15 protein-coding genes and 1 tRNA gene are annotated in these 22,718 nt (G+C 65.5%); 5 read left to right on the top strand and 11 right to left on the bottom strand.

Features of this window, described 5'->3' with window-relative positions:
• Nucleotides 1-5: 5 nt before the first annotated feature.
• The 7 genes from pknB to AB0O58_RS04175 form a co-directional block, all read right to left on the bottom strand.
• Complete coding sequence (pknB, locus tag AB0O58_RS04205) at nucleotides 6-1,940, bottom strand: Stk1 family PASTA domain-containing Ser/Thr kinase (RefSeq protein ID WP_366237934.1); 1,935 nt, start codon at nucleotides 1,938-1,940, stop codon at nucleotides 6-8.
• On the bottom strand, nucleotides 1,937-3,313 hold the full coding sequence (locus tag AB0O58_RS04200; protein ID WP_032373396.1) for a serine/threonine-protein kinase: 1,377 nt from the start codon (nucleotides 3,311-3,313) through the stop codon (nucleotides 1,937-1,939). Before AB0O58_RS04200 ends, pknB begins: the two co-directional genes overlap by 4 nt.
• A 6-nt stretch (nucleotides 3,314-3,319) precedes the next feature.
• Nucleotides 3,320-4,804 (bottom strand): penicillin-binding protein 2, encoded by a 1,485-nt coding sequence (locus tag AB0O58_RS04195; protein ID WP_366237933.1) that lies wholly within the window; start codon nucleotides 4,802-4,804, stop codon nucleotides 3,320-3,322.
• On the bottom strand, nucleotides 4,801-6,258 hold the full coding sequence (locus AB0O58_RS04190; protein ID WP_027494979.1) for an FtsW/RodA/SpoVE family cell cycle protein: 1,458 nt from the start codon (nucleotides 6,256-6,258) through the stop codon (nucleotides 4,801-4,803). The genes AB0O58_RS04195 and AB0O58_RS04190 overlap by 4 nt, the downstream gene beginning before the upstream one ends.
• Entirely contained in the window at nucleotides 6,255-7,697 is a 1,443-nt protein-coding gene (locus AB0O58_RS04185; protein WP_045841527.1) for a PP2C family serine/threonine-protein phosphatase, read from the bottom strand. Before AB0O58_RS04185 ends, AB0O58_RS04190 begins: the two co-directional genes overlap by 4 nt.
• The gene (locus AB0O58_RS04180) at nucleotides 7,694-8,158 is read right to left on the bottom strand and encodes an FHA domain-containing protein (RefSeq protein WP_027494977.1); all 465 of its coding nucleotides are present in this window, start codon (nucleotides 8,156-8,158) and stop codon (nucleotides 7,694-7,696) included. Before AB0O58_RS04180 ends, AB0O58_RS04185 begins: the two co-directional genes overlap by 4 nt.
• Nucleotides 8,159-8,338: 180 nt before the next feature.
• Nucleotides 8,339-9,808, bottom strand: coding sequence for a DUF3662 and FHA domain-containing protein (locus AB0O58_RS04175; RefSeq protein WP_032400896.1), 1,470 nt, complete (start codon nucleotides 9,806-9,808; stop codon nucleotides 8,339-8,341).
• Nucleotides 9,809-10,015: 207 nt separating this feature from the next.
• Between AB0O58_RS04175 and AB0O58_RS04170 the strand changes: the two genes are divergently transcribed.
• From AB0O58_RS04170 to AB0O58_RS04155, 4 genes are all read left to right on the top strand, one after another.
• Nucleotides 10,016-10,101: transfer RNA gene (locus tag AB0O58_RS04170), tRNA-Leu, on the top strand.
• Nucleotides 10,102-10,525: 424 nt separating this feature from the next.
• Nucleotides 10,526-15,115 (top strand): glutamate synthase large subunit, encoded by a 4,590-nt coding sequence (gltB, locus tag AB0O58_RS04165; RefSeq protein WP_283542630.1) that lies wholly within the window; start codon nucleotides 10,526-10,528, stop codon nucleotides 15,113-15,115.
• A complete protein-coding gene (locus tag AB0O58_RS04160) occupies nucleotides 15,108-16,559 on the top strand; it encodes a glutamate synthase subunit beta (RefSeq protein WP_032367609.1) in 1,452 nt (483 codons plus the stop codon). Before gltB ends, AB0O58_RS04160 begins: the two co-directional genes overlap by 8 nt.
• A gap of 250 nt (nucleotides 16,560-16,809) precedes the next feature.
• On the top strand, nucleotides 16,810-17,712 hold the full coding sequence (locus AB0O58_RS04155) for a cutinase family protein (RefSeq protein ID WP_032400897.1): 903 nt from the start codon (nucleotides 16,810-16,812) through the stop codon (nucleotides 17,710-17,712).
• Here the strand turns inward: AB0O58_RS04155 and AB0O58_RS04150 are convergent, their stop codons facing one another.
• Nucleotides 17,713-19,239 carry an MFS transporter gene (locus AB0O58_RS04150; RefSeq protein WP_032400898.1) on the bottom strand — a complete coding sequence of 509 codons (1,527 nt, stop codon included), beginning with the start codon at nucleotides 19,237-19,239 and terminating at the stop codon, nucleotides 17,713-17,715.
• A 102-nt stretch (nucleotides 19,240-19,341) separates the two neighbouring features.
• Between AB0O58_RS04150 and AB0O58_RS04145 the strand changes: the two genes are divergently transcribed.
• Nucleotides 19,342-19,635, top strand: coding sequence for a putative quinol monooxygenase (locus tag AB0O58_RS04145; RefSeq protein ID WP_032367959.1), 294 nt, complete (start codon nucleotides 19,342-19,344; stop codon nucleotides 19,633-19,635).
• Here the strand turns inward: AB0O58_RS04145 and AB0O58_RS04140 are convergent.
• From AB0O58_RS04140 to AB0O58_RS04130, 3 genes are all read right to left on the bottom strand, one after another.
• Nucleotides 19,570-21,066, bottom strand: coding sequence for a phage infection protein (locus AB0O58_RS04140; protein ID WP_363796919.1), 1,497 nt, complete (start codon nucleotides 21,064-21,066; stop codon nucleotides 19,570-19,572). The two genes, AB0O58_RS04145 and AB0O58_RS04140, sit on opposite strands and share 66 nt — an antisense overlap.
• A 96-nt stretch (nucleotides 21,067-21,162) precedes the next feature.
• On the bottom strand, nucleotides 21,163-21,777 hold the full coding sequence (locus AB0O58_RS04135; protein ID WP_287453544.1) for a histidine phosphatase family protein: 615 nt from the start codon (nucleotides 21,775-21,777) through the stop codon (nucleotides 21,163-21,165).
• A gap of 4 nt (nucleotides 21,778-21,781) precedes the next feature.
• Nucleotides 21,782-22,693, bottom strand: coding sequence for a LysR family transcriptional regulator (locus tag AB0O58_RS04130; protein WP_283541666.1), 912 nt, complete (start codon nucleotides 22,691-22,693; stop codon nucleotides 21,782-21,784).
• Nucleotides 22,694-22,718: the final 25 nt, after the last annotated feature.

The following is a 22,718-nucleotide window of genomic DNA, read 5'->3' as shown; positions in this document are numbered from 1 at the left end:
GATCGCTAACGCCCGGGGATACCCAGGGCACCGATGCTGATCGTGACGGTGTCGGACTTGCTGATCTCGGACCCTGCCGGCTGCGTCTGATTCACCACTCGCCCGACCATCAACGGATCCAGCGTCGCTTCCCTTGTCGCCGTCAGTTCCGCTGCCGTGCCCGTCCAGCCGGCCGACTGCAGCGCGGCCAACGCCTGTGCCTCGGTCAGACCGGCGAGGTCGGGCATGGGGATCTTGTCGCCGTTCGACACGCGCAGCGTGACGACGGTGTTCTCGGTGACATTGGTGCCGCCCACGGGGTCTGTGGAGACGACCTGACCCGTCGGCTGTCCCGAGTCGATGTTCTGAACCTGGACGCGCAGTCCGGCTCCCTCGACGTTCGGCTGCGCCACGTTCACGAGTTGCCCCACGACATCGGGCATCCGAACCTGCGCGGGCCCGGTGCCCAGCGTGATGCGGACCTGCGAGTTGGCGTTCATGCTCACGCCCGAGGACGGATTCTGCTCGACGACCTTGTCGAGGTTCTCGGGTGACGACGGAGCACGGGCGACGGTGGCATCGAGCTGGAGGCCCACCTCGTTCAGTGCATCCGACGCCTGCTGCTGGGTGAGGCCGGTCAGTCGAGGAACCTGCACCTGCTGCGGTCCCGAGGACACGTCGAGCTGGATGTTCCCCGGCGATTCGGTCTGTGATCCGGCCGCCGGATTGGTGCCGATGGCCGAGCCTTCCGGAATCGCCGCGTCGGGCTTCTCCTGGATGCTCACTCGCAGGCCGGCTTCTTCGAGTTGACGCTGTGCCTCGTCTGCGGACAGTCCTACGACGGAAGGCACGGCGACGGTCTTGGGGTCGGCACCGGGACCGAGCGACCACAGGAAGGCACCGACGATAGCGACGACGATGATCGCGGCCGCCGAGATCAACGCGATCTTGAGGCCGCGGCGGTTCTTCGGTTCGTCGTAGTCCTCCGTGTGGCGTGACGACCGAGGTGCCGCGGTAGCGGCGGGCTTGTCCTTGCCGGAGAAATCGGCCTGACGGGAATCGACGGAGCCGAGGATGGTGGTTCGATCCTCGTCGTTCATCACCATGGGCGCACTCGGGCGCTGTCCACCCAGAACGCGGACCAGGTCGGTACGCATCTCGGCGGCGCTCTGGTAGCGATTGGCCGGGTTCTTGGCCATTGCCTCGAGGATGATCGAGTCGAGTTCGCGTGGGACGGTGTCGTTGACGAGCGATGGCAGCTGGGGGTCTTCACGGACGTGCTGGTAGGCGACGGCGACCGGCGAATCCCCCTTGAACGGCGGCTCGCCGGTGAGGATCTCGAACAGCACGCAGCCGAGCGAGTAGACGTCCGAACGCGCATCGACCTGTTCTCCACGGGCCTGCTCGGGCGAGAGGTACTGCGCGGTTCCGATCACGGCGGCGGTCTGAGTCATCGGCGAGGACGAGTCGGCGATGGCGCGGGCGATGCCGAAGTCCATCACCTTCACCGCGCCGGCGTTGTTGATCATGATGTTGGCGGGTTTGACGTCGCGGTGCACGATGCCGTTGCGGTGGCTGAAATCGAGCGCAGCACAGACGTCGGCGATGACCTCCATGGCCCGACGCGGCTCCATGGGTCCTTCGGCGCGCACGATGTCGCGCAGCGTGTCGCCGTCGACGTATTCCATGACGATGAACGGGAGCGGACCGGCTTCGGTCTCCGCTTCACCGGTGTCGTAGACGGCGACGATGGCGGGGTGATTGAGCGCAGCAGCGTTCTGTGCCTCACGTCGGAACCTCAGGTAGAACGTGGGGTCGCGAGCGAGGTCGGCGCGCAGAACCTTGATGGCGACGTCACGATCGAGTCGGGTGTCCCGAGCGAGGTGAACCTCGGACATACCGCCGAAACCGAGTATCTCGCCCAGCTCGTAGCGAGAGGAGAGCGTACGGGGAGTCGTCATCGTTGTCCTTGTGGTGCTTGCGGGAACGGAATCTCGATCAGCGGCCTGCGAGTCGTCGTCTGGGTGGGCTGCGCCGAGGTCGTCGTGCTCTCTTCGGTGGTCGTCGGCTCCTCCGAGGTGGTCGTGGTCGTCGTGGTGGTGGTCGTCGTTTCTTCGGTGGTCGTGGTTTCTTCGGTGGTGGTCGTCGGCTCGGTGGTCGTTGTGGTCGTGGTCGTCGGCTGCGTGGTGGTCGTGGGCTGCACGAACGGTGTCGGCGAGTCGTCCCTGCCACCGGTCAGCAGTACGTAACCGCCGATCAGGATGGCCAACAGCAGGAGCGCGCCGCCGCCCCAGGCCAACGCCTTCTGTGCCGAGGACATGCCGGTCTGCTCGGGAACCGCTGCAGCTGCAGTGCCGGTAGCCGGGCCCCGGTAATCCCGTTGCGAGGTCGGCATCATCTGGGTGCTCGACGGCGGAGGCGGCTGCGGGCTGGGCACGACGCCGGGCATCATGACTCTCCCGGTTCCGGTACCGCGCGAGTTGCCGGGTGCAGGCGGGCGGCGGCCGGCCCGAACTGCGGCGACGGCGTCGGCGAATTCACCGCCGTTGGCGTACCGGGCGGCCGGATCCTTGACCATCGTGATCTCGATGAGCTCACGGACGGCAGGGGGTAGGTCGACCGGCATGGGTGCCGGTGCTTCGCGGACGTGCTTCATGGCGACGGTCAAGGCGCCGTCGCCCACGAAAGGCCGTGTGCCCGCCAGTACTTCGTATCCGACGACGCCGAGTGAGTAGACGTCGGATGCCGAGGTTGCCTCTTCGCCGAGGGCTTGCTCGGGAGCGATGTACTGGGCGGTGCCCATGACCATTCCGGTCTTGGTGACCGGGGAGGCGTCGACGGCCTTGGCGATGCCGAAGTCGGTGATCTTGACCTGCCCGGTGGGGGTGATCAGGATGTTGCCGGGCTTGACGTCGCGGTGGACGACCCCTGCGGTGTGCGCGATCTGCAGCGCGCGCCCGGTCTGCTCGAGCATGTCGAGGGCGTGGCCGAGTGGCAGCCGCGACATGCGACCCAGCACTGCGTTGAGGGGTTCGCCGTTGACCAGTTCCATCACCAGGTAGGCGAGCGATTCGCCTGCACCGTCGCGGGTCTCGCCGTAGTCGTACACCCCGGCGATTCCGGGGTAGTTCAGCTGAGCGGTGGTACGGGCCTCGAACCTGAAGCGCTGCAAGAACTCCGGGTCCTCGGAGAACTCGGCTTTGAGTACCTTCACGGCGACACGGCGGTCGAGGCGATTGTCCATCGCCTCCCAGACCTGTCCCATGCCGCCGGTGGCGATGAGGCGCAGCAGTCTGTAGCGCTGTGCGATGACGGCTCCGTTACTCAGTGGCACCGATGCTCACCTCCCCTGCAATGCGGCGGCGATGACGGCGCGGCCGATGGGTGCTGCCACCGAACCGCCGGTGGCGGCGAGGGCTCGATCTCCGCCGTCCTCGACGATGACGGCGATGGCGACCTTGGGGTCCTTCGCCGGTGCGAATCCGATGTACCACGCGTGGGGCGGGGTGTTGCGAGGATCCGAACCATGTTCTGCGGTACCGGTTTTCGACGCGATCTGCACCCCGGGGATCTTGCCTTCCCCGCTGGTGTTGTTCTCGGAACCGATCATCAGATCGGTCAGGGTCGAGGCCGTATCGGGGCTGATCGCCTCACCCATCGATTGGGGTTGGTAACTGGACAGGTCCGACAGGTCGGGAGACTGCAACTGCTGCACCAGGTTCGGCGCCATCCGTACACCGCCGTTGGCGACGGTCGCGGCAATGACGGCGTCCTGCAGCGGGGTCAGCGCCACGTCGCGCTGACCGATGCTGGACTGGCCGAGAGCAGCGTCGTCGTCGATCGATCCGATGGTGCTGTCGGCGACGGTGAGCGGGATGCTGGTGTCCTCTCCGATACCGAACTTGGCGGCGGTCTCGCGCATCTTGTCGGCACCGGTGTCGATGCCCAGTTCGACGAAGGCGGTGTTGCACGACAGTGCGAATGCCTCACGTAGCGAGGCGGTCTGACCGCCTCCGCACGTCGAACCGTTGTAGTTCTCGAGCGTCGTCGACGTTCCCGGAAGGGTGATGTTCGACGCGGCCGTGAGTTGATCGTCCGGAGTGGCACCCGCTTGGAGCGCAGCAGCGGTCGTGATCACCTTGAACGTCGATCCCGGTGGGTAGGTCTGCGAGATCGCGCGGTTCACCAGCGGCTTGCCCGGATCGTCGCTCAGGTTCTCCCACGCGGTCGACGTGGTGCTGCCGTCGTGGCTGGCCAGCAGGTTGGGGTCGTAGCTCGGCGTGCTGGCCATGGCGAGAATGTTGCCGGTGGCGGGGTCGAGGGCCACGACGGAGCCGGTGTATCCCTTGGCGGTCAGCTGGTCGTACGCCACCTGTTGGACGACCGGGTCGATGGTGGTGACGACGTTGCCGCCGCGGGGATCCCGGCCGGAGATGAGGTCGAACAGGCGTCCGCCGAACAACCGGTCGTCGGATCCGTTGAGTACCGGGTCCTCGGCGCGTTCGAGACCGGTGCTCGAGTACAGCATCGAATAGAAGCCGGTGATCGGGGCGTTGGCCTGCGGGCTCGCGGGGGAGATCGAGTTCTGCGGGTACGTGCGCAGGTATTTGTAGCGATCGTCGGTGGCAACCGACGATGCGAGAACCTGGCCACCGGCCGAGATCTGACCGCGCTGACGTGAGTACTCGTCGAGCAGAACGCGGGAGTTCCGCGGGTCGGTGCGCAGGTCGTCGGCCTTGATGACCTGAACGTAGGTCGCGTTGGCGAGCAGGGCGACCACCATCACCATGATGGCGATGGAGACGCGGCGTAGGGGAGTGTTCATGCGCGCTTCACCATTTCGGTCGGCGCCTCGGCGATCGGGGCGGCCACAGCGGGCTTCTTCTTGGGGGTCGCAGGCTCACGCGCTGCGTCGGAGATCTTGATCAGCAAGGCCACCAACAGGTAGTTCGCCAGCAACGAGGATCCTCCGTACGACATGTACGGGGTGGTCAGACCGGTCAGCGGGATGAGTTTGGTGACGCCGCCGACGACGACGAACAGCTGGACGGCGACAGTGAACGAGAGCCCGGCGGCGAGCAACTTGCCGAAGCTGTCTCGGACGGCGAGCGCAGTACGCATTCCGCGAATGACGAACAGCAGATACAGGATCAGCACTGCGGCCAAACCGATGAGGCCGAGTTCCTCGCCGACGGTGGCGATGATGAAGTCGGTCTTGGGGAACGGAACCTGCGACGGGCGACCGCTGCCGAGGCCGGTGCCGGCGAGCCCACCGGTGGCCAGACCGAACAGCGACTGGGAAATCTGGTAGCCGGTGTCGTTGTAGTCCGCGAACGGGTCCAACCAGGTCAGTGTCCGCACGCGCACGTGGCTGAACGCCTGGTAGGCGAAGAAGAATCCGACCATCAGCAGACCGCTGCCGATGATGATCCAGCCGACACGTTCGGTGGCGATGTAGATCATCACCAGAACGGTGCTGAAGATCAGCAGCGACGTGCCCAGGTCCTTCTCGAACACGAGCACCGCGACCGAGACGATCCACACGACGATGATGGGCCCGAGATCGCGAGCGCGCGGAAAGTCCATGCCGAGCCAGTGTTTGCCTGCAGTGGTGAACAGTTCACGCTTGGACACCAGCAGCGACGCGAAGAAGATCAGCAACAGAATCTTGGCGAACTCACCGGGCTGCAAACTGAAGCCGGGCAACCGAATCCAGATCTTGGATCCGTTGACCTCGGAGAACGCCGACGGCAGCAGCGCAGGAATGGCGAGAAGGATCAAGCCGGCCAGCCCGAGGGTGTACCCGTAGCGTGCCAGGGTGCGGTAGTCGCGCAGCAACACCAGCAGCGCGACGAAGCCGGCGATGGCCAGCGTCGTCCACAGCACCTGCTGGTTGGCGTCGGGCGACGGAATGGGATTGCCGAGATACTGCGCCTGTTGCTGATCGGCCAGGTCCAGTCGATGGATCAGCACCAGGCCGAGACCGTTGAGCAGCGCGACGATCGGCAGCAGCAGCGGATCCGCATAGGGGGCGAACCGTCGTACGGCCAAGTGCGCCACCGTCACCAGTGCGAGGTAGGCCAGCGCGTACTTGGCCAGGTCCCAGGTGATCGTCTGTTCCTGGCTGGCTTCGACGAGGATCAACGAGATGGTGGTGATCAGGACCGCGGCACCGAGCAGCAGCAATTCGACATTGCGACGATTCGACTGGATCGGTGCGGGAGCGAACCCACCGGGAGGACTCGGAAAGGAGCCTCCTGCGGACGGATTGGAACTCATCGAGTACCGGTCCTGCAGTTCTGGCCTGGGATCTGCGCGACGGTCGGTGTCGGCACGGCGGTAGTGGTCGGGGCAGCTTCCGGAACGGGCTCCGGCGCGGGCGGAGGCAACGGAACTCCGGGGGGAGGGATGATCGTCGTCGGGGCCGGTGCGGCTGTGGTGGTCACTGCCGGCTCGGTCTCGCAGACCTCCAATAGGTCTCCCGAGGCCAACCGTTGCACCTGACCGCGGGCGTCGTCGAGAGAGCCCGACGGGAGTCCTGCGGTCACCTGCTCGCGCGCGGCCGGCAACAGGTCGTCGATCTCGAACGGGACGCAATCGGCCGGCGCGGCGTCGGGTGCAGTCAATGTGACGCCACCGTTGTCGTCGAGGCAGCCGATCAATTCCACGCTCTGCAACGAGTACCCGAGAACGGAACCGGGGAGACCGCGCAGCACGGTGACCTTGCTGTTGTCCGCACCGACGTAGTAATTGCCCTTGATCACCGAATTGGCAACCACTACACCGATTCCGGCCAACACGACCAGGGTCAGCGCGATCAGTGACCACCGCAGTTTGTGCGACTTCTTCTCCGGTGTCACCACCGGAGCGGTCACGCGCTTGGGCGTCGTGCGCGGGGGACGCATGGCGGCGGCGCGGCCCGCTGCAGTGTTCGGCGGCGGAGCGTCCTCCTCGTCCTCGGTGCTGGCTGCGCCGCCGAGAATCGGGTGGCTCTGGCCGTAGTCGAGGTCGATGACGTCGGCGACGACGACGGTGACGTTGTCGGGGCCACCGCTGCGCAGGGCTAGTTCGATGAGGCGGTCGGCGCACGGCCCGGTCTCGCCCTCGGCGAGAGTGTTCTCGATGGTTTCGTCGCTCACGACGTCCGACAAACCGTCGGAGCACAACAGGTAGCGGTCGCCGGCACGGACCTCGCGGACGGTGAGCGTCGGCTCGATCTCGTTACCGGTCAGCGCCCTCATGATCAGTGAGCGTTGCGGGTGCGTGTGCGCCTGTTCGGCGGTGATGCGGCCTTCGTCGACCAGTGACTGGACGAACGTATCGTCGCGGGTGATCTGAGTGAGCGAGCCGTCGCGCAGCATGTAGGCACGCGAGTCACCGATGTGCACCAGACCCATTCGCTTGCCCGCGAACAGGATTGCGGTCAGCGTGGTTCCCATGCCGTCGAGTTCGGGCTCGTCTTCCACCTGGTCGGCGATGGAGGCGTTGCCCTCTCGGGTGGCGGCTTCGAGTTTGCCGAGCAGATCCTCGCCCGGTTCGTCGTCGTCGAGGTGCGCCAGCGCGGCGATCATCAACTGCGAGGCCACTTCGCCTGCGGCGTGACCGCCCATGCCGTCGGCCAGAGCCAACAGTCGCGCACCTGCGTAGACGGAGTCCTCGTTGTTGGAGCGAACGAGACCGCGATCGCTGCGGGCGGCGTAGCGGAGAACAAGGGTCACGGGCGCAACTCGATCACGGTCTTGCCGACGCGAACCGGAGTTCCCAGTGGAACGCGTACAGCGGTGGTGACCTTGGCTCGATCGAGGTAGGTGCCGTTGGTCGAGCCCAGGTCTTCGACGTACCAATCTCCGCCGCGAGGCGAGAGGCGAGCGTGCCTGGTGGACGAATAGTCGTCTGTCAGAACGAGAGTCGAATCGTCTGCGCGTCCGATCAGAACCGGCTGAGTGCCGAGCGAGATGCGCGTGCCGGCGAGGCCGCCCTGGGTCACCACGAGGTACTTCGCCACCTTCTGCTTGTTGAACGACGGGAGCACCTTCGAGCCACCGGAGTAGCGGGCGGGCACACGCATACCGGCTGCGGCATAGATGTCACTGCGCAGCGTCCGAAGAACGGCCCAGACGAAGAACCACAACAGGAGCAGAAAACCTGCCCTGGTCAGTTGCAGAATCAATCCCTGCACGACGATTCACCTCCTCCTTCGCGATCGGACCTGCATCCCCCACAATCCGACGCGGCGGCGCGACAGACATGGTTGTCTCGCAGCATCATAGGGTGCAGTCGCTCGTGTGGACGACATACGGGTGGGCGAACCTGCGAGTCGAGGAGACGAACATCTCGGTCGGCCGGGCCACTCCGGTGATCAGACGATCCGGACCAGAATCTCGGAGTGACCGGCGCGGATCACGTCGCCGTCGGCCAGTTGCCAATCCTGGACGGGTGCACCGTTGACGGTGGTTCCGTTGGTGGATCCCAGATCGGACAGCATGGCCACTCGGCCGTCCCAGCGAATCTCGATGTGTCGGCGTGACACCCCGGTGTCGGGGAGGCGGAACTGGGCGTCCTGGCCGCGCCCGATGATGTTCTGTCCGTCCCGGAGCTGGAAGTAGCGGCCGCTGCCGTCCTCTAGCTGAAGGGTCGCGGCGAGCGCCTGGGACTGACCTGCGTAGGACGCCGGCTGGTCGTAGCCGTAGCCGTCCCCGCGATCACCGGCACCCTGGGGGTAGCCGCGGCCGTAGGGCGCTTGGGCGGGCGGGTAGTCGTAGGCGGGCTGCTGGTAGCCCTGCTGTGGGTAACCGGCACCCTGCGGCTCGGCGTAGCGGCCGGCGGGCTCGCCGTACGCCTGCTCCTGGTAGGGAGCCTCGCTGTAAGCACCGCCCTGCTCGCCACCGTTGTAGTCGTAGCCGGCACCGTTGTAGCCCTGCGCGTCGTAACCCTGCGCGTTGTAGCCCTGCGCGTCGTAACCCTGGGCGTTGTAGCCCGCTCGGTCGTAGCCCTGGGCGTCGTATCCCTGCTCCTGGCCGTTGGGTGCTCCGTAGGCCTGGTCGTATCCCTGATCCTGGCCGCCGGCGGCGCTGTAGGCCTGGCCGTGCTGGGCGTACGGCTGCTCGTCGTAGCCCTGGTTCTCGTAGCCCTGGGCGTTGTACGGCTGCTGGTCGTAGCGCTGATCTCGATCGGCGGGCGCGTAACCCTGCGCGTCGTATCCGTTCTGCTCACGCGCCGCGTAGCGGGGATCCTGGCCACCGGCGTATCCGTTGCGCGCGCGCGGATCCGGACGATGTCCGTCCGCGGGGTCGCGCTGCGGGTCGTAGCCTGGGTTCTGCGTCATGTGGCCGGCTCCTGGTATCGACATCGGTGGGGCAGTCGGTCGCTGCGTGGCTGAAGGGACGGGACGGGCTGGCTGTGCCGACGCGTTCTGCTGAACAGAGCTGTTCTGCGCAGCAATCGCCGATCGTCCCACATCGGGATCGACCGAGCCACTGGCCCGGAACTGTCCGGTGTGAAGGGTGGGCGACGGTTCGAAGCGAACCACCACGTCACCGTAGGTCTGCCACCCCTGATCACGGATGTAATCGTCCAGGTGACGCGAGAAAGCCTTGACCGTGAGCTCGCGATCACCGGCAAGTTCCTCGTGATCCGAGCTGTTGATCGTGATCACGTAGTTGTTGGGTGCCAGGTAATGACCGCCGTCCAAGGGGCGAACGAGATCGGACGCCTCCTGTTGCAACGCCGCCTCGACTTCGGCCGGTACGACGCCGCCGCCGAACACGCGGGCGAAGACGTCGCCGACAGCGCTCTGCAGCTTGCGTTCGAAACGCTGAACGATGCCCATCGTGACCCCTCCTCTCACTGTGTTCTTCCACCCTGTGGTGCCTGTTGCCTACAACGGTGCGACGGCCGCGTGTCATCACGAAGTCGCGCTGCAAGCATGATATACGGTGCGGCCGACAGCAACGCTGTGCCGCCGGTTGCTCGGGGCAGCTCGAGACGGCGATTTTCGAGCACGGCGGGGTGCGTGTTAGTGTTCTCGCCGTCACCCGGGCGGGTGGCGGAATGGCAGACGCGCTGGCTTCAGGTGCCAGTGTCCTTCGGGACGTGGGGGTTCAAGTCCCCCTCCGCCCACCACACTGGCCGCAGCTGATCTCGATCGCTGCGGCCAGTAGTTTCTTCGAACCCCGGCGTGTGAGCGCGGGTGATGCCTTACATTCGTGTAGTTCGACAACGATGTCGACGTGTCGATGCAGAGCCGGATTCCGGACCCCGTCGATTCGGTGGTAAATCGCAGGTGAGAGCCCGAAGTAGGCTTACCTTATTTGCGAGAGCACCCTGGTACTGACTTATCGTTCGTAATTGGATCGGCCTCACCACGGCCTGATCCGTCGAGACCTTCACTTTTCTACCACGAGCCCACCCGCCCGTGCAGAGGAAAGCGTGGAAGATCGACAGGTGCTGCTTCAACGGCGAGGACGCACCGCAGGCCGTTCGAGCAGCCGGTTACACCACACCGTCGCCGACGAGTTTCAAGGCTGGACTTATCCGAAGGCTAGGTATGAAGCACACTCCGGGCCCGCAAGGCCTCTACGATCCCGTCAACGAACACGACTCCTGTGGTGTCGCATTCGTGGTGGACATGCACGGTCGCCGCAGTCGCGACATCGTCGAGAAGGCGATCACCGCACTGGTCAACCTCGAGCACCGCGGTGCCGCGGGCTCCGAACCGAACACCGGCGACGGTGCGGGCATTCTGATCCAGGTACCGGACGCGTTCTTCCGCGCCGTCGTAGATTTCGAGCTCCCCGCACCCGGTGCCTACGCAACCGGTGTCGCATTCCTGCCGCAGGGCCGCAGCGACGCAGCACGCGCGTGCGAGGGTGTCGAGCGCATCGTCGAGAGCGAAGGCATGACCGTCCTCGGATGGCGTGAGGTCCCCACCGACGACTCCTCCTTGGGCGCGTTGGCGCGCGACGCGATGCCGACGTTCCGTCAATTGTTCTTCTCCGCTCCCGACGCGGCGATCACCGACCTCGAACTCGAGCGTCGTGCCTTCGTCATTCGCAAGCGCGTCGAACACGAGTTGGGTGAAGAGGGCGCAGGCAAGGACGGCCCCGGTCGCGAGACCGTGTACTTCCCGTCACTGTCCTCGCAGACGTTCGTCTACAAGGGCATGCTGACCACGCCCCAGCTCAAGGGCTTCTACCTCGACCTACAGGACGAGCGCGTCGAAAGTGCACTTGGCCTTGTGCATTCGCGTTTCTCGACCAACACGTTCCCGTCGTGGCCGTTGGCCCACCCGTTCCGCCGGGTCGCACACAACGGTGAGATCAACACCGCGACCGGCAACGAGAACTGGATGCGCGCCCGCGAGGCCCTCATCACCTCCGACGTATTCGGTGGCTCGGAAGCGCTCGAGAAGATCTTCCCCGTCGTCACCCACGGAGCCAGTGACACAGCACGTTTCGACGAGGTGCTCGAACTGCTGCACCTCGGCGGCCGCAGCCTGCCGCATGCCGTGCTGATGATGATTCCCGAGGCCTGGGAGCGGCACGAATCCATGGACCCCGCGCGTCGGGCGTTCTACAAGTACCACTCCTCGCTGATGGAGCCCTGGGACGGACCTGCCTCGGTGTGCTTCACCGACGGCACCGTCATCGGCGCCGTGCTGGACCGCAACGGACTTCGCCCGAGCCGCCTGTGGGTCACCGACGACGGCTTGGTCGTCATGGCTTCCGAGGTCGGCGTACTGGACATCGACCCGTCGAAGGTCGTGCGCAAGGTGCGTCTGCAGCCGGGCCGCATGTTCCTCGTGGACACCGCGCAGGGCCGAATCGTCTCCGACGACGAGATCAAGGACGAGCTCGCCGCCGAGCATCCGTACCAGCAGTGGCTGGACGAGGGTCTGACGTCCATCGACGATCTTCCCGATCGGCCGCACGTGCACATGCCGCACGATCGCGTGCTCATCCGCCAGCAGATCTTCGGATACACCACCGAAGAACTGAACGTGCTCGTCTCGCCGATGGCGAAGTCCGGTGCCGAGGCAATCGGTTCGATGGGAACCGACACTCCGATCGCGATCCTGTCGGCCCGTCCGCGGATGCTGTTCGACTACTTCTCGCAGCTGTTCGCTCAGGTCACCAACCCGCCGCTGGACGCGATCCGCGAAGAGATCGTCACCAGCCTGGGTGGCACCATCGGACCCGAGGGCGACCTGCTCAACCCGGGTGCGGACGGCTGCAAGCAGATCGTGTTGCCGCAGCCGATTCTGCACAACGACGATCTCTCCAAGCTCGTGCACATCAACGACGAGGGCACGCAGGAAGAGCTTCGCTCGGTGGTCGTTCGTGGCCTGTACCCCGTTGCCGAGGGCGGTGAGGGCCTGCGAAAGTCGTTGGAGGCCATCCGCGCTCAGGTTTCGGCTGCGATCTCGGGCGGCGCGCGCATCATCGTTCTCTCGGATCGAGAGTCCAGTGAGAAGCTCGCCCCGATCCCGTCGCTGCTGCTCACCTCCGCAGTGCACCACCACCTCGTTCGGGAGAAGACCCGCACCAAGGTCGGTCTGATCATCGAGGCCGGTGACGCCCGCGAGGTGCATCACATGGCACTGCTCATCGGATTCGGTGCAGCAGCGGTCAATCCGTACATGGCCTTCGAGTCGATCGAGGACATGATCGAGCGCGGTGCCCTCACCGGCATCGACTTCGACAAGGCCGTCGGCAACTACATCAAGGCTGCAGGCAAGGGCGTGCTGAAGGTGATGTCCAAGATGGGCATCTCGACCCTCGCGTCGTACACCGGAGCCCAGCTGTTCCAGGTCATCGGCCTGTCGCAGGAACTGGTCGACGAGTACTTCACCGGGCTCAACAGCCATCTCGGTGGCATCGACCTCGATCAGGTCGCCGACGACGTCGCAGCGCGACATGGCGTGGCGTACCTCGACAACCGTCAGGAACGCGCACACCGTGAGCTCGAGACGGGCGGCGAGTACCAGTGGCGTCGGGAAGGGGAGTACCACCTCTTCAACCCTGACACCGTCTTCAAGCTGCAGCACTCCACCCGCACCGGTCAGTACGACATCTTCAAGGAATACACCAAGATGGTCGACGACCAGTCCGAGCGGCTCGCGTCGCTGCGCGGTCTGTTCCGCTTCAAGACCGAAGAGCGACAGGCGATTTCGATCGACGAGGTCGAGCCGGCCAGCGAGATCGTCAAGCGTTTCTCCACGGGTGCGATGAGCTACGGCTCCATCTCGGCCGAGGCGCACGAGACCCTCGCCATTGCCATGAACCGTCTCGGCGGGCGGTCGAACTCCGGTGAGGGCGGCGAGGACGTCTCGCGCTTCGAGCCGGACGAGAACGGCGATTGGCGGCGCAGTGCCATCAAGCAGGTCGCGTCGGGACGTTTCGGCGTCACCTCGCACTACCTGACGAACTGCACCGACATCCAGATCAAGATGGCGCAGGGAGCCAAGCCCGGTGAGGGCGGCCAGCTTCCGGCTCACAAGGTGTACCCGTGGGTCGCCGAGGTTCGGCACTCCACGCCGGGTGTCGGTCTGATCTCGCCGCCGCCGCACCACGACATCTACTCGATCGAGGATCTCGCGCAGCTGATCCACGACCTGAAGAACGCGAACCCGTCGGCTCGTATCCACGTCAAGCTCGTCTCCGAGGTCGGAGTCGGCACCGTTGCGGCGGGTGTGTCCAAGGCACACGCCGACGTGGTGCTCATCTCGGGCCATGACGGCGGCACCGGCGCGACGCCGTTGACGTCGGTCAAGCACGCAGGTGGACCGTGGGAGCTCGGCTTGGCCGAAACCCAGCAGACGTTGCTGCTCAACGGTCTTCGCGATCGCATCGTCGTGCAGGTGGACGGCCAGCTCAAGACCGGCCGCGACGTCATGGTCGCTGCTCTGCTCGGCGGCGAGGAGTTCGGTTTCGCCACCGCTCCGCTCGTCGTCTCGGGCTGCATCATGATGCGCGTCTGCCACCTCGATACCTGCCCCGTCGGTGTTGCGACACAGAACCCGTTGCTGCGCAAGCGTTTTGCGGGCAAGCCCGAGTTCGTCGAGAACTTCTTCATGTTCATCGCCGAAGAGGTGCGTGAGCTCATGGCCGAGCTCGGCTTCCGCACGCTCGACGAAGCCGTCGGCCAGGTCGGTCTGCTCGACACGACCGCGGCCAAGGAGCACTGGAAGGCGTCGAAGCTCGATCTGTCGCCGATCCTCGAAGAGGTCGAGTCGGCGTTCATGAACCAGAACCTGTACAACACAGGCGTTCAGGATCACGGTCTCGACAAGGCCCTCGATCAGCAGCTCATCTCGGCCAGCCGCAATGCGTTGGACAAGGGCGAGAAGGTCGCGTTCGAGTCCAAGATCACCAACGTCAACCGCACCGTCGGCACGATGCTCGGACACGAGGTGACCAAGGCCTACGGCGGCGTCGGCCTGCCGGACGACACCATCGAGATCACGTTCACCGGCTCGGCCGGCAACAGTTTCGGTGCGTTCGTGCCCTCCGGTATGACGTTGCGCCTCAACGGAGACGCCAACGACTTCGTCGGCAAGGGCCTGTCCGGTGGACATCTCGTGCTGCGGCCGTCGCTGAACGCTCCGAAGGGATTCGTGGCCGAGGACAACATCATCGGCGGCAACGTATTCCTGTTCGGTGCCACCAGCGGTGAAGCCCTGATCCGCGGCGTCGTCGGCGAACGGTTCGCGGTTCGTAACTCCGGTGCCGTTGCTGTCGTCGAAGGCGTCGGCGATCACGGCTGCGAGTACATGACCGGCGGCAAGGTCGTCATCCTCGGCACGACGGGACGAAACTTCGGTGCCGGCATGTCCGGCGGCGTCGCGTTCATCTTCGATCCGAACAAGACGTTCGAGGCCAACCTCAACACCGAGCTGGTCGACATCGACGAGCTCGAGGGCGACGAATTCACCTGGTTGAAGGACATCGTCACTCGTCACCAGGAGCAGACCGGCTCCGAGGTGGCCGAGCGGATCCTCGCGGATTGGTCACAGCAGGTGAACCATTTCGTGAAGGTCATGCCTCGCGACTACAAGAAGGTACTGCTGGCCATTTCCGAAGCCGAGAAGAACGGCGCGGACGTGGACGAAGCGATCATGGAGGCAGCTCGTGGGTGACCCACAGGGATTTTTGAAGAACACGGTTCGCGAGGTACCCAAGCGGCGGCCCGTCGATCTGCGCCTGATGGACTGGAAAGAGGTCTACGAGGACTTCTCGAAGGACACTCTGCGCACCCAGGCCAGCCGATGCATGGACTGCGGCATTCCGTTCTGCCACAACGGTTGTCCCCTCGGGAACTTGATTCCCGAGTGGAACGACCTGGTGTTCAAGGATCGCTGGCGCGACAGCATCGATCGCCTGCACGCCACCAACAACTTTCCGGAATTCACCGGACGGTTGTGCCCCGCTCCGTGCGAGGCGGCGTGTGTCCTGGGTATCAACCAGGATCCGGTGACCATCAAGCAGGTCGAGGTCGAGATCATCGACAAGGCCTTCGAGGAAGGCTGGGTCACGCCGGTCTACCCGACGCACCTGACCGGCAAGACCGTCGCCGTCGTCGGCTCCGGACCGGCGGGACTTGCTGCAGCGCAGCAGCTCACCCGCGCCGGCCACACCGTCACGGTGTTCGAGCGTGCCGATCGCATCGGCGGATTGCTGCGCTACGGCATTCCCGAGTTCAAGATGGAGAAGCGCCACATCGATCGTCGGCTCGCGCAGATGGAGGCCGAGGGCACCGTCTTCCGCACGGGTGTCGATGTGGGCGTGGACATCTCGGCCGACGAACTGCGTGAGCAGTTCGACGCCGTCGTCCTCTCCGGCGGTGCCACCGCCTGGCGCGACCTGCCCATCGAGGGCCGCGAACTCGACGGCATCTACCAGGCCATGGAGTTCCTGCCGCACGCCAACCGCGTCCAGCAGGGCGACTTCGAGCAGCCGCCGGTCAGTGCCGAGGGCAAGAAGGTCGTCATCATCGGCGGCGGTGACACCGGGGCAGACTGCCTGGGCACCTCGCACCGTCAGGGCGCGGCGAGCGTCCACCAGTTCGAGATCATGGCCCGTCCGCCCGAGGAGCGTGCCACCTCCACCCCGTGGCCGACGTACCCGCTGATGTACCGCGTCGCGTCCGCACACGAGGAAGGCGGCGAGCGCGTCTTCTCCGTCAACACCGAGCGTTTCGTCGGTGAGAACGGCAAGGTCACCGCACTCGAAGCCTGCGAGGTCGAATTCAAGGCCGGCAAGTTCGAGAAGATCGAGGGCAGCGAGTTCACCCTCGAAGCCGATCTGGTGCTCCTCGCCATGGGCTTCGTCGGACCCGACAAGGGCGGTCTGCTGACCGACCTGGGCGTCGACTTCAACCAGCGCGGAAACGTCGAGCGCACCAACGAGTGGGTCACCAACGTCCCCGGCGTCTTCGTCGCCGGAGACATGGGTCGTGGTCAGTCGCTCATCGTGTGGGCCATCGCCGAGGGCCGCTCCTGCGCGGCCGCCGTCGACACCTTCCTGCAGGGAGCAACGGCACTGCCGTCGCCGATCGTGCCCACCCAGGCGCCGCAGCGGTAGGTAGTTTTTCGCCCGTCCCGTCGGGATCAATGTCCCTTTCTTGCACTCTGAGCGACTGAAAGCCGCATTGATCCCGACGGGGGCGCGACCGATCCCGACGGGGGCGCGACCGATCCCGACGGGGTGGCGGCGAACCGTGTGACGCACGGTTACGTCCGTTAACCATGTGGGCATCGGATGGTCACAGGCCGCTGTCATTGTGGTGATCGAACACAAGAAGCGTTCGATCACCCAGTGAGGCCCCCTCCCCATGAGTGTCAAGAAATTCTGCGCCGGTGTCGGCGTCGCTGCAGCTGTTGCGTCCGGTCTGGTCGTCGGGGCATCGCCCGCCGTCGCCGATCCCGGCGGTTGTCCCTCGATGTACGTCGTCGCGATTCCGGGAACGTGGGAGACCAGCTCCGGTGCTGCGCCGAAGCCGGGGATGCTGACCGACGTCACCGATCGTCTCGGCGGGGACATCCTCACCGAGTACGTCTCGTATCCCGCCACCGCGTTCCCGTGGGAGGGCGAGGTGTACGGGCAGTCCCGTGCTGCTGCCGTCACCAACGCAGGCGGAATGCTGAAGGCGATGGCGGATCGCTGCGGCGCAACGAAGCTGGGCATCATCGGTTACAGCCAGGGAGCGGACGCGGCCGGTGATCTCGCCGCGTCCATCGGAACCGGTCTCGGGGTGGTTCCGGCCGACAAGGTGGTGGCGGTCGGGCTCGTCTCCGACCCGAAGCGGTCGGACACCGACGCCCTGGTCGGTCCCCCTGTGGTGGGTACCGGCGTCGGTGGACCCAGGGTCGGTGGATTCGGCTACGTCAGTCCGGTGGTGCGCACGTTCTGCGCCGTCGGCGATCTGTATTGCTCGACGCCCAAGGACGACTACGTGGCGCGACTCGCGGGCTTCCTCGCCGTGTCGTCCAACCCCGCGCCCGACGTCGCAGATCAGTACACCCAGGAAGCACAATCGTTGATCGCCGACCTCGCTGCGTCCGGTGGACTTCCCGTACTTCAGGGGCAGCTGTCGGATCAGGCCAATGCCCAGCGTCAGCGGGAAATCGAGGCCTTCTACCGCTCGGGCATCCACCAGGAATATCAGACTTACGACGTCGGAGACGGAGTGTCGGCGACGCGGTGGTTGGCGCGTTACCTCGCCGACGCGGTCTGACTACGACGTACTAGCAGGAACCCGACGGAGCGACAGGAACACGACGACGGCACTGACGAACATCAGCACGGCGCTCGTACCGGCGGCGAGGTTGAAGCCGTCGATGAAGGACGAGTGCGCTACGTCGGTCAACTGCGATGCGAATGGCTCCGGCAGATAGTCGGCCACGGCTATTGCGCCGCCGATGGTTTCGCGGGCCGGATCGGCGATCTCGGCCGGTGTGCCCGCCGGGATGGCGTCCTCCATGCGGTGTCGATAGACGGTGCTGCCGATGGTGCCGAGAATCGCGATGCCGACGGCACCGCCGAGCTCGGCCCCGGTTTCCGACAATGCCGATGCAGCCCCGGCCTTTTCGGGGGCCGCAGCGGTCAGCACGATGTCGGAGTTCAGAGTCGATGCTGCTCCGATTCCGAACGTGACCAGGGCCATTCCGGTCAGCAGCAGCGGCAGGCCGGAGTCGGATTGCACGAATATCAGTGCGACGCAGCCGAAGACGATGGACAGCAGGCCCGCCGAAATGATGGTGCCGGTGGGGATCACCTTGCTCATCGTCGGTGCGGTGACGGCACCGGCCGCCGCTGCGGCAGCGGGAATCAGCAACCACAGTCCGGCGCGGAGTGGTCCGAGTCCGAGAACCAGCTGCAGGTACTGGGAGGCGAACAGGCTGAAGCCGGTCATGGAGAAGATGACCAGAAATTGCACGACGACTGCAGCGCTGAAAGCACGTTCGGCGAAGAGCGTCACGTCGATGAGCGGGTTCGATGCCTTGCGTTGCCGGATGACGAACACGAAGCCGAGTGCCAGGCCGAGGATCGCGGTGGTGATCGTCGTGGCGTCGATACCGTCCTGGGCCCCGTGCTTGATGGCGAACACGATCGAGAGCATCGACGAGATCGCGAGGATCACGCTGATCGGGTCGAACTTTCCGGGGTCGCTGTCCTTGAACTCGGGGACCAGTAGCGGGGCCGCAACGAAGAGCACGACCATGATGGGGATGTTGATCAGGAAGACCGAACCCCACCAGAAGTGTTCCAGCAAAACGCCTCCGACAACCGGGCCCACGGCTGCGCCGCCTGCGAAACCGGCGGTCCACAGGCCGATCGCTTCCTTGCGCTGCGCAGGGTCGTGAAACATGTTGCGGATCAACGACAGTGTGCTCGGCGCGATGGTGGCTCCGCCCACTCCGAGCAGAGCACGTGCGACGAGCAGCATCTCGGGGGACGTGGAGAACGTCGCGGCGAGCGATGCCGCGCCGAAGACCACCGCGCCGACCATCAGCAGGGTCCGCCGTCCGATACGGTCGCCGAGCGAGCCCATGGTGATCAGCAGACCGGCCAGCAGAAATCCGTAGATGTCGAGGATCCACAGGGTCTGGTTGCTGGTGGGTTCGAGATCGGCCGTCATGAAGGGCAGTGCGAGATACAGCACCGACATGTCCATGGAGACCACGAGGATCGGCACCACCAGTACCGCGAGGCCGAGCCATTCCTTCTTCGTGGCGCGATCCTCGGTTGCCGTCTGATTCACTGCTTCTTCCCTTCCCGCGTGGACACCTCACCTTAGGTGGGTCGGGAGTACGTTCGGTGAGGAAGAGTGTGTCTCGCCGAACGAAGGAACCGATTCCGCATGATCAACGATCTCGAGGTAGTCGCGACGATCACCGCCAAGCCGGACGCAATCGACACCGTGCGCGACGGGCTCGTGGCTCTGGTCGCCGAGTCACGCAAGGAGAGCGGCAACGTCTCCTACAAGTTGTTCGAGTCGGCGGTCGAGCCCGGCACCTTCATCACCATCGAGGTATGGAAATCGCAGGAGGACCTCGACGGCCACATGCAAACCCCGCACCTGCAGCAGGCGCTAAGCGAATTCGGTGCCCATCTCGCGGCCCCGCCCGCCATCCACCCGCTCCGGCCCGTCGGTTGAGCCTGCCCGCGCGCTGACGTACACGAGTGCCGAGACGGCAAGCAGCGCCACCGTGGCACCGATCGCCAGCCACCCGGTCCCGCTCATCTCTCCCGACGCGATGATGCGGGCACCGGCGGCGGTGTAGCTCATCGGCATGAAGGCTGCGACGTCTCCCCAGATCGGTGCCGTCGATGCGTACGCGAAGCCGCAGACGACGACCTGCACCACGAGGGCGACGACGTTGACGATCTGGCCCGCCACAGCACCGAGCACTCGTTGAATGGCACCTGCGGTGGCGAGATAAGCCGCGGCCGACACGATGAGGAACGCGCCGGCTCCGATCACCGGTCCGAGGGCGGCGTCGGTGGCGAAGGCGAATGCGACGGCCGCGCTGACACCCACTGCGGCGACGGCCGCTCCGACGGCGAGCCACCGCGGCTTGGTGTCCCTGCCCAGGACCCGCACGAGGCTGACGCAGCCGAGAGCTCCGAGTGCCACGAGGGCGGCGATCAGATACGGGGTGGCACCGGTACCGGTGCTCGTCGCCGTCGCTGCAATGTTCTGGTCGGAGGTGGCGTCATCGGTCGTGGCGGCCGCCTTTGTCGGGAGGGCGGCGGAGGCGTCGCGCACATTGGTGGCGATGCCGTTGACGATCCCCTCGACGGGTTTCACCGACGTCACGAGCTGATCGGTGCCGGCCTTGAGTTGCTGCCCGCCGTCGTCGAGCTGGCCGAGTCCGTCACGCAACTGCACGGTTGCGTCGCCGAGCTGCGCGGTGGCACCGAGGAACTGACTGTTGGGGTCGTTCAGTTCGGTCGACAGCTGCTGAGCACCACCCTTGAGGGTCTGCAGTTGAGCGAGCGTATCGGGACCGAACGCCTGAGTGTTGAGGTTGTCGATCACTCCGCGGATCTCGCCGGAAATCGCGTCGGATCCCGGATGCGGGAAGCGATCGACCGTGTCTGCCGTGGCGGCGAGCTTTGCCGTGAAGTCGGCCTGCAGAGCTCCGAATCCGGCGAGCTGGTCGACGACCTGGTCGACACCCCCGCTGATCTGCGATGCGCCGTCACCGAGCTGGCCGATGCCGTCGCGGTACTGGCCGAACCCGTCGGCGAGCTGGATGGTTCCGTCGTGAGCCTGGGTGATGCCGTCGGCAAGTTGGCCGACGCCGTCGTTGAGCTGCGTTCCGCCTTCGGTCAGCTGACCGATGCCGCTGGAGAGAAAGGTGATCGGGAGCGAGGCGCTGTTGAGGCTGCTCCTGGCCTTGGACAGCGGATCGGCCGTCTGCTGTGCCTCGGCCGGGGCCTGCTGAGTGTCTGCGACAACGGCGGTCGTCGTGGTCGATTCTCCGCCCAGGTCGTAGCCGGTGCCGAGTGCGAACGCACCCACAGCCACCAGAGGGAACGCCAGTGCGACGAGAGCAACGGCAGGACGTCGGAAGATACGCATTTCACCCATGATGACTTCGAGGCTAACTGCCACCGCCGGCCGCACCGACCACTCGGAGCGATCCACAGCGGCCGTTCTGCACCTCTACCAGGGACTTTAAGAGGTCTCTGTGGATTGTCGGTTGCGCGGCAACAGGTCCCACACATGGGCGGTCTCGTTGACCGACGAGACCGATCGGGCACCGCTGCGGGAGAAGAGCACACGCGTCACCGAGCAGTAGTCGATGGGAAATCCGAGCACTTTCGGGGTCTGCAGAATGTCTTGCAACAGCATGTTGACGACGCCGCCGTGAGCGAAGAGGACAACGGTGTCGGAGTGCGCGGCGGTCGAGACGATATCGGCCACTCCGGCGAGAACTCGCGTGCGAAAGGCCTGTTCGTCGACCTGCTCGGGTAGGTGACCGGCCTTGATGCGGTCGTAGGCGTCGCGAAATTCGGTCTTCGCGGCCTCGATCGGAACGTAGCCGCCGAAGTCCCGGTCGTACTCGGTCAGACGGTCGTCGGTCGTGATCTCGAGACCGAGCCGTTCGGCGAGTGGCTGCGCGGTCCGGATCGCGCGTTGCTGCGAACTCGACACGACTCGAGACACCGTGAAGCGTGCCAGCGCATCGGGCACTCTGCGGGATTGTTCGACGCCCAGTTCGTCGAGATCGGGATCGGCCGAGGACTCCGATCGTCGCGGAAGGGCGTGCCGTACCAGAACCAGTTGCATCGACTCACCTAATCACGAGTGTGCGTCCACTGCGTTGCACCATCGAGCGGAAGGCCGCCACCTGGCGGGGCATGTCCGTCCCCGGCTCCCACACCATGCCGATTCGCCTGCGCGCAGCGGGTTGGGTGAGTCCCACGTCGACCGTTCCACCCTCGGCGCCGTGTGCACGGATCCGCGGCAGGATGGCGATGCCGAGGCCGGCGCCGACGAGTCCGCGCACGGTATGGGTGTCCTGTCCCTCGAACGCGATGCGCGGGCTGAATCCGGCATCGGCCCACAGCTCGTTACAGATCGAGCGCATTCCGTATCCGTGGCCCATGGCGATGTAGTTCTCGTCGGCGGTATCGACGAGATCGACCGTCTTCCGCGACGCGAGACGGTGATGTTCGGGGACCACCAGCATCAGCCGCTCGTCGTACAGCTGGAAGGAATTCGTGTCGGTGTGTTCGGCGCTCAAAGACACGAACGCCAGGTCGGACGCGCGATCTGCGAGGCGATCCAGGCAGCGTGCACGTGCGCCTTGGTCGAGATCGAACGTCACCGCGGGATGGTCGACGCGAAAGTGCCGGATCAGTGCGGGCACGACGTCCTCACCGAGTGTGTTCTGGAACGCGACGGCTATTCGGCCACGCGCTCGGGCGTCGTGCTCGGTCATGGCGTCGATACCGGCGTCGATGTCGCTCAGGGCTCGTTGAAGATACGGGATGAGGACGCGGCCGGTACTGGTCAGCACGATGCCGCGGCCCCGTCGTTCCACGATGTCGACGCCGAGGATCGCCGACGCGCGGGCGACCTGCCGACTGACGGTGGGTTGTGGGACTCCCAGGACGTGGGCGGCGTCGGTGATGTGCTCGGTGTCCGCCACCGCGACCAGGGTCGGCAGAAGTGGTAGCAGCTCGGTGGTCTCGCGGCGCATGGGTGAAGCATATCGCTGACGTATC

The sequence above is a fragment of the Rhodococcus sp. NPDC080181 genome, assembly GCF_040702225.1.
GTDB classification, from domain to species: Bacteria; Actinomycetota; Actinomycetes; order Mycobacteriales; family Mycobacteriaceae; genus Rhodococcoides; species Rhodococcoides fascians.
Note: the sequence above shows the minus strand (reverse complement) of the source record. Positions and strands in the feature narration are given on the sequence as shown.